Origin of the sequence: Thiolapillus sp. (genome assembly GCF_048562965.1) — a bacterium.
GTDB classification, from domain to species: domain Bacteria; phylum Pseudomonadota; class Gammaproteobacteria; order Chromatiales; family Chromatiaceae; genus Thiolapillus; species Thiolapillus brandeum_A.
In genome coordinates this window covers 1-7947 of the sequence record NZ_JBHNMF010000124.1, presented here as the reverse complement: position 1 = coordinate 7947, position 7947 = coordinate 1, and the positions used below count along the sequence as shown (strand labels likewise).

At 57.2% G+C, this 7947-nt stretch carries 6 protein-coding genes; 1 reads left to right on the top strand and 5 read right to left on the bottom strand.

Features of this window, described 5'->3' with window-relative positions:
- Positions 1-78: 78 nt before the first annotated feature.
- From ACOCD2_RS08560 to ACOCD2_RS08545, 4 genes are all read right to left on the bottom strand, one after another.
- Positions 79-1479, bottom strand: coding sequence for a DAHL domain-containing protein (locus tag ACOCD2_RS08560; RefSeq protein WP_293646731.1), 1401 nt, complete (start codon positions 1477-1479; stop codon positions 79-81).
- A 160-nt stretch (positions 1480-1639) separates the two neighbouring features.
- Positions 1640-2449, bottom strand: coding sequence for a cytochrome-c peroxidase (locus ACOCD2_RS08555; protein WP_293646733.1), 810 nt, complete (start codon positions 2447-2449; stop codon positions 1640-1642).
- 54 nt (positions 2450-2503) lie between these two features.
- Positions 2504-2680: a hypothetical protein gene (locus ACOCD2_RS08550; RefSeq protein WP_293646735.1), complete on the bottom strand. Its 177-nt coding sequence runs from the start codon at positions 2678-2680 to the stop codon at positions 2504-2506.
- Positions 2668-3408, bottom strand: a complete 741-nt coding sequence (locus ACOCD2_RS08545) for a DMT family transporter (RefSeq protein ID WP_293646737.1) — start codon at positions 3406-3408, stop codon at positions 2668-2670. The genes ACOCD2_RS08550 and ACOCD2_RS08545 overlap by 13 nt, the downstream gene beginning before the upstream one ends.
- Positions 3409-3631: 223 nt before the next feature.
- Between ACOCD2_RS08545 and ACOCD2_RS08540 the strand changes: the two genes are divergently transcribed.
- Entirely contained in the window at positions 3632-7138 is a 3507-nt protein-coding gene (locus ACOCD2_RS08540) for a hypothetical protein (RefSeq protein WP_293646739.1), read from the top strand.
- Positions 7139-7291: 153 nt separating this feature from the next.
- Here the strand turns inward: ACOCD2_RS08540 and ACOCD2_RS08535 are convergent, their stop codons facing one another.
- Positions 7292-7765 carry an ecotin family protein gene (locus ACOCD2_RS08535; protein ID WP_293646741.1) on the bottom strand — a complete coding sequence of 158 codons (474 nt, stop codon included), beginning with the start codon at positions 7763-7765 and terminating at the stop codon, positions 7292-7294.
- Positions 7766-7947 lie beyond the last annotated feature (182 nt).

The following is a 7947-nucleotide window of genomic DNA, read 5'->3' as shown; positions in this document are numbered from 1 at the left end:
GCGTTCGGAGGCCTACTTTGTTTTCCCTCTGGCGCAAGGCACGCCGGGAAAACAGTGCGGCCTCGCGGCTACTGGGGTCTACCAGCCTTCGCTTCGCTCTCCATGGCTGGCAGCGTCGGTAGTTTCGCCGCTTTTCAGCACCGAAGGTTTCCTGCCGAGGACTTCTGCCGCTGAATAGCCGGATACCTGTTCGAACTTGGGATTGACATACTCGATCACGCCCCCGGTATCGGTGATCACCACCGAAGCAGGGCTTTGTTCCAGCGCCCGGCCAAGTTTGCGCAGTTCCTGCTCCGACGCCTTGGAACCGCTGACATCCGTTCTGACACTGACTGTGCCACCTTCCTTGGTCCTGCGGTTGCTGGCAAGATACCAGCGGTCCTTGCCTATCCTCTCGAAGTAATAGGGGGCTTCCGAGTTCGCAAAGCCGGCGCAGTCCTCCCCCGGCTTTTCCCCTGCTACACTGCCGCACGTCATGTGAGGTGCATTCCATTTGCGAATCTGTTCCAGCGTGACACCCGGCCGCAACAGTCCTTTCAGCCAGGGATAGAACCTGATGAAGGTCTGATTGTTCAGCACCAGCCTGCCGTCCCTGTCGAACAGGGCGAACGCTTCGCCGAGACTTTCCACCGCATCCTGCAAACGCTCATGTGACTGCTCGGCGAGACGGCGCGCCCTGTCCAGTCTTTCGAGAGTGCGCCACAACCAGATCAGCAGCAACAGCACTGTCAGCAGCAGAATCACGCCCAGCAATACGGAATAGCGGTCATCACGAAGACTGTATTCTTTGAGCAGATTCCTCAACTCCACGAACTGTTCGTCACTGTCCATCGAGTCCATCTGCTGCTTGAGCTGCTCAATTTTTTCTGTATTGCCCAAGGTGATTTCAACATGCTTCAGCAGATTTCCCGCGGCGAGAGAATGTGCGCGGATATCACTCATCCGTGCACGGATATCGCTGATCAGCACTTTGTCGGGAAACAGGTAATGGGTATAGACCCCCATCACCAGCCTGTTCAGCAAGTCCCTGTTTTCGGGTGTACTGTCATCAGTCGTGCACTCTTCAATCAGGCCCGGCAGGTAAAGAAAACTGTTTCTCACCAGCGCAATGTGGTGCTGGATGCGCTCGATGAAGCTGCGCTTCTTCTTCAGCGTATCAAGGTAACGGAAAAGACCGTCACTGAATGCTGGAGGATAATTCCTACTGATAAGCCTTTGCTGCCTTGCTGCCGCTGCAATGAGTTCCTGCAGCTGCTTTCCGGACTGCACCAGGGAATCATAATGCGGCAGACGGAACGAGATGATACGTTCGACATCCCGGTCCAGCCGTATGTCCTGCTCACGTATCTGAAACAGAAGATCAGAGATCGCACTTTGCCCGCTGAAGGAAGCGTTGCGTTCATAGAGATAGGATGCCGCTATGATGACGATAACGACGATCAGCGCCATCCCGCCGCGTATCGCAAGTGTTTTCTTCAAGGTGAAACCAGCCTGGGGTGCGTACCCAGCAGGCTGCCGAGAAAGGCCTTGATGTCTGACACATCCTGTTTTGGAATCTGTCTGCCCAGCTGGTATTTACCCATGATAACGATAGCCTCTTCCAGTGTGGCAGCGCCGGCATCGTGGAAATAGGGTGCAGTCAGTGTCGACGCAAACCGGGCACCTTGAAAACATGCCTGTCCCTTTCATCCCCGGTGACATTGAAGCGGCCATTGTCCGCTATGGTGAGTGGCCTTTTCCTGTCCCTGAAATAATCCTGGAAGGCGCCCATGCCGGCATACATGTTTCCGCCAACCGCCTCACCCTGATGACAGGCCACGCAGCCATAGGATTTGAACAGTCTGTAGCCGCGCAGCTGCTCGTGGGTCAAAGCATCCTTCTCACCGTTCAGCCACCGGTCCATGGGGGAATCCAGCGTCACCAGGGAACGCATGAAATCCGCGATGGACCGCGCAATGGTTTCTTTTGTCATGCCTTTACCGGGAAACAGCCGTTCGAAGTCAGCGACCATTTTCCGGTCCTTGCCCAGTTTGGACAGCACTTCAGGCCAGTCGGTGTCCATCTCCCTGTCATCTTTTAGCGGCATGCCCACCAGCTCTTCCAGTGTGGAAGCACGGCCATCCCAGAAAAAGGCAATATTCAGATTAAGATTAAAAACCGTCGGTGCGTTGACATCGCCCGCCTTGCCTTCGATGCCGATGGAAACAGGCATGTCATCATCACCGCCGGCATTCAACCGATGGCAGTGCGCGCAACTGACCGTGTTGTTTCTGGACAGACGCAGATCATGGAAAAGTCTGTCCCCCAGCGCCACGATTCCGGGATCGAGTCCCAGTGGTTCGGATACGGTCTGAATGGGTTCGATCACACGGGCAGCCTGAAGCGATACCGCAGGCATACAGCAACAGACTGCCAGTATCATCCATTTTCTGAAAACTGTTGTTTGCATATCGGTATCTGTAATCTTTCTCGCTGTGGGGCAGGCATCCCGATGCCCCCTTGTTCAGTTGTGCGGCAATACCCGCAGGCTGTTTTCCCGGCGCTCGCCGAACTCGTAGAGCAACAGCCCGGACAGGATCAGCACGGTGCCCGCCACCACCGGCCAGCTCAGGCTTTCATCGTTCAGCCAGCGGCCCAGCCAGAGGGCCAGTATGGGCGTCATCAGCGTCAGCAATGCCACCCTTGTTGCATCCACATGGCGCAGAACGTAAAAAAGGCAGCAAATCCCAGCACCGTGGCAATTACCCCAAGATACAGTATCGCGCCCATCGCTCTGAGCGGAATCTGTACAGGCCAGGGTTCCTCCAGCAGCCACCAGGTCAACAGATAAAGCGGCACCGCCACCAGCAGCCCGCCAGCCACGATAACCAGGCCATGACCATGAAATCCAAGGTATTTTGTCCAGACGGTGCTGGCAGAATGTAACGTAACCGAACACAACAGCGCAACCACACCGTACCACGCGTTTTCGGAAAAATGCAGGCTCCCGTAAAAAACCACCACCAGCCCCATGATACCAGTAAATACACCGACAAGGCGCACTCCGCCAAGTGCTCTTTCTCCCAGGAAGCGCCGCGCCATGACGCCAGTCACGATGGGCGTCAGACCGAAAAGCACCGAAATCCAACCGGAGGGAATGTACTGCGCCCCCCAGTAGACACAAAGCATCGCCGCGTAGATGCCCAGGCCCGCAGCCAGGTAAGTCAGCAGCGCTTTGCGCTGCCAGTCCATGGGTAATCTCATGAGGCGCAGCAGCAACAGGCAGACAGCAAGACCAATAACCATGCGTGCGGTTACCCCAAAAAGATAGCTGACGCCCCTGCCGCTCCACTGAATGGCGAGTGGCGTGGTGCTCCAGATAATCACCACGGCCAGATAGCTCGCCTGAATTTTCTGCTTCAGTTCCATAAAGCCCTGACAATTACCCTTCCAAGAAATCGAATCATGTAGTTAATCTTATTCATTGATACAACAATAAAATCCCGCACAAAAACGCACTCTGACAAGGGTTTCAGCGGGGTTTCATACTTGAACCTGAGGCCCAGTTCGGGCAACCTTACCGGCTCATTGTCCAATTGAACAGTGGTACGCACCCGGAAGTTTTGGTGCTACCCGGAGGTATGTAGAGATCATGGATCTCCAGCGGGCTCTTGGTCTGGATCTGCCAGACAACAGTATAAAAGAAGAACGAAAAAAGCTTCACATGTACATCAACCTGAAGCTGGCCTCTTCCGGTCAGCCCACCTGCGCCGACGGCTATGCTACCGCCTTTCTGTCTACCGCAGATGATTTGTTGCGCACGTACCGGGAAAAGAACCGGCTGCTCACCGACTATCGCTGCCCCGTGGACCGGCGCATCGAAGATTTTCTGCAGGATTACCTGGGTGACCTCGGCGACGTGGAAATGCCCCGTCTCCCCAGCAATACTTTTGTACTGGACCGCCACGGCGTTGCCCGGGAACTCTCTCTGCCCATGGGCAAGGACGAGTTCAAATCCGACATCGTCTCCAGCTATCGCGTGAAACAGGGGGTATTGCACAACCCCGCCAGCGACCGTCGCACCACGAAAGGCTCCTTCCACATTGCCGAAGATGGCCTGCCCATACCCGGCGACAAGAAAGCAGTGCCCAAAAAAGTGTTCGCCGCCATGCTGGGCCATGCAATGACGCCTCCCGATTCCCTGCTGACCCTGCCCTTCACTTCTGAAGAAGAAACGCCGGCGCGCATGTTCGTCTCACTGCTGCTGCGACCTGTGGTCTGCCCGGAAATACCCGGCATGGATGCTGAAAAGACCATGGAGATCCGCTTCTTCGCACCCGGCAACCTGGTGAGCAACCTGGATTTCGTGGAAAGCATCTTCGGCAACGGTGGCAACCCCTATCTGCCCAAGTTCGATGCCGCCCTGGATATCGAACACTGGACCGGTCATACGGGCTGCGTGGTTCTCGCCCCGCATCTGGTCAACTTCACGAAAAAGGAGCTGGGCCTGCCCCGCTGGGAAGATGCCAGCGAACGCCAGCGCCGTGAAGGCATGTGCTGGAAAGAAGCAGATGAACTGTACAACGACGGCCAGGCCTTCAAGATCACCGCACGGGACGAACGTGGCGTCATCGTCACCATTCTCGCAGACAACTACTACGGCTACTGCAAGAAGGAAGTAAAGACCCAGATCGGCTATTCCGCCAACCTGTTCGGGCTGGCCGAAGAGGAACATGCCGGCGGCGCCCTGGCTTTCCCGCGCCGTAACCACGGTGAGGAATACGGCGTGGACAGCCGCACCCGGGATCCCAACTACAGCTTCGATGAAATGGTCAGAAATTATGGCCAGATCATGAAAGTCAAGTCCAAGGGCTACGGCATCGACAGGAAGTTCCCGGACGTCATCTATGTCCCCCAGGATCTGCGCATGGATCTGAACAAGCAGACCATCACCTGGTGGAAAGATGGCAAAAAACAGAAGATCCGACTGCAGCCCGGCAAGATCTACGTACAGCCCAACGGCTACAAGATCGAAATGAAGAAACACCCAGGTGCGCCCTCGTGGCGGCTGGTGGGCACCGATCCCGAAGGCACTTTCTGCCACAAGCCCAGCACGGTTTCCGGCGGCGGTAAATCCGAGATCTCCAAATCACTCAATGATGCCGTCATCTATTCGCCCCTATTCGTGGACGATCTGCAGGCCGATCTCGACCGGGTGCAGGAAATCTTCGACCGCGACTACAGCAACCGCTTCCGTCCCGAGCACGCAGACGAGGACCGCGACCCCACGCGCAAGCCACTCAGCGAAGAGCGCAGCCTGGGCTCGGTCATCAAGCTGCTGACGCCCTCGTCCAGCTACACCGATGAATACAACGAATGGCTGGATTCCATCCCGCCACGCATTCTCGCCCTGGTACTGATGATCAAGCGTTTCTACCGTCAGGAATGGGGCAACCGCTGGCGTGAGCACCTCACCGTGGACATGGTGGACGGCGCCCCCGGACATGAACTCAAGCTGCACGACCGCAAGGTTATCGCCTCCTACCTGCGCGTGGGTTTCGACCGTGCTAACAAGTGGCGGGTATTCAAGGTGCGTCAGGATTTCATTGCCGCGGAGAAAGTGCAGATGGAAGACGACATCAGCGCATCCGTCGTTGTACCCGCACGCAATATCGCCGACTGCCGTCCCGGTGCAGAAGACCAGACCCACAGCGTAAAGCTGGTCAAGAACTGCGAATACCGCCTGTTCCAGCGCCCCGACGATGCGGTGATTCCCGGCTATGACAAGCAGACTGAGCTGGACATGTCCAAGCCCGGTACCTTTCTGGCCAACTACGAACCCCTGCACGGTGACTCGCTTGCGGCCGTCGTGGAAGACGTGATGACACTGTGCAGCTTTACGCCACCCATGCGCAAGCTGCTGGAATCGGTCTACAGGAAAGGGAAAGGCTATGTGGTTTCCTCCGCCCATCCACGACTGGTGGACGGCGAGCCTTCCAAGAACCCGCGTTACCTGCAGACCCGCCCCGACCTGCTCAACCCCATCCGCAAGTATGTCGCGGAAATAGGCGCGCGCCTGCACCGCAAGCTGCCCCTGGAGCAGGCAATATGCCAGCCTGTGGATGCGGTACTGGCGGGCCGGCGCAACAATCCGCCGGAACCCGGCATTCGCCCGCTGGCGGTGTACAACCCTATCCACTACCAGGAACTGCCGGAGCTGTTCATGGATTTCATCTGCTCCCTCACCGGCAAGTCTCCCTCTACCACAGGTGCGGGCAGTGAAGGCGCACTGACCAAGGGACCTTTCAATGCCCTGCGTCCCACCGCAGACCTGACCAATGCCCTGGTATCGTTCATCCTCACCGGTTATGCGGGCTATTCCAGCTCTGCCGGCTTCATCGGACCGGACCTGCGGGTCGATCACGACATCAGCCTGCTGATTCCGGAAATCTGGGCCCGCCTGCACAGCAGCCAGAGCGACCCCCAGGCACTGATTGAACACGGCTATCTCGAACCCCTGAACGACTTCGATCACAAGGGTGAGAAGGTACTGGCCAGCCGTCTGGGCTACCGCATCACCGACCGTTTCGTACACGGCTTCCTCGGCAAGATCTTTGACAATCCCAACCAGGTGTTTACCGATGAAATCCTGAGGCCGGAAACCCAGGATATGGATGTATTTGCCGACGGCGTAGGCAACATCGTGGAAGCCCAGCGCAAGGTGGCGCAGCGCTACCTGGACGACGGCAGTGTCGAAGAAGCCTGCCCGCCCCTGCGTGCGCTGCTGTACATCATGGCCAACGGCGAGTACCAAGGGAAAGATGCGCACCATCCCGATATCCGCGCCATGTTCACCCGGGAGTACCTGCTGGAATCCGACTGGTATCACGAGCGGCTCAAGGTCAAGCAGCAGCGCGACATCGCCCTATGGGAGCGGCATATCAATTCGCTGGCAGCTTTTCTCAGCCAGCCCGGCTATGAAGACGAGGCCCAGCGCCTGAACATTCCCGAACGGCTGACAGAGGCACAAGCCCGGCTGGATATGTTACGCAGCCCGGACTATCTCAAGACGCTGACCGGCACCATCGGCGCCGACCCTCTGCGTCCTTCCGCGAATGAAAAAGCCGTATCCTCCGAGGAACCGCGCAAAGTGGCCTGACGCCACACCACCTGCCCCGGCTCTTTGCGGGGCATGCATTCCTCTTCAGGAAATGCGCCGTACCGCCATCCCTGGACACAAAAGGCCGCCAGACGATTCATCTGGCGGCCTTTTTCACCTGCATCGCCCGCTGGAGGCTGCAGATCTGTGCCGTTATTTCTTTTCCGCCATCATTTCTTCACCCGCCTGCCAGAAACGATAGCGGACTTCGTAACCTGCCGGCGCATACACCACGATCGGCAGACGGCTGTTGTAGCGCACAAACAGGGAAGGTGCGCTCACGAAAGTCTTCACTTTCTCCGCAGCCTCCGGTGCAGCCATTAGCGTGCTGATCACTTCGGAGGAACCGCTAACCTCGTAATAGGTGTAACCCCAGCCTTTCAGTGAGCGGGGTTCGATGCTGTTTCCCAAGCGCTGCCGGTTGACGCCGTCGGTGAGTATTTCCCGGCCGACGATGATTTCCACCTTCAGCTTCTCTTCCTGCCCGTTGTCATGCTGGGGCAGCACGATGACAAAACGCTCCATGCCTTTTTGCGCCAGCGGAAAAGCATCCAGCGGTTCTGCCGCCGTAACTGTGAAGCCTGCAAGGAGTAGTGATATAAACGCCAGCGGTCTGACTGCCTTCATCGTCAACACCCTCTTTCGATTAAAGAACACCCGTTGGATCCCGGAAAAACAGCCTGGTTCCACCAAGCGTGTCTTCGGCCTCGTGATAGATTTTGGGACATCCCAGTCCCCAAAATCGACTCGGCCTTTGACAACCTATTTGTGCCCCAGCCGTCCTGGTCACCAAGCACTACGCAACAACT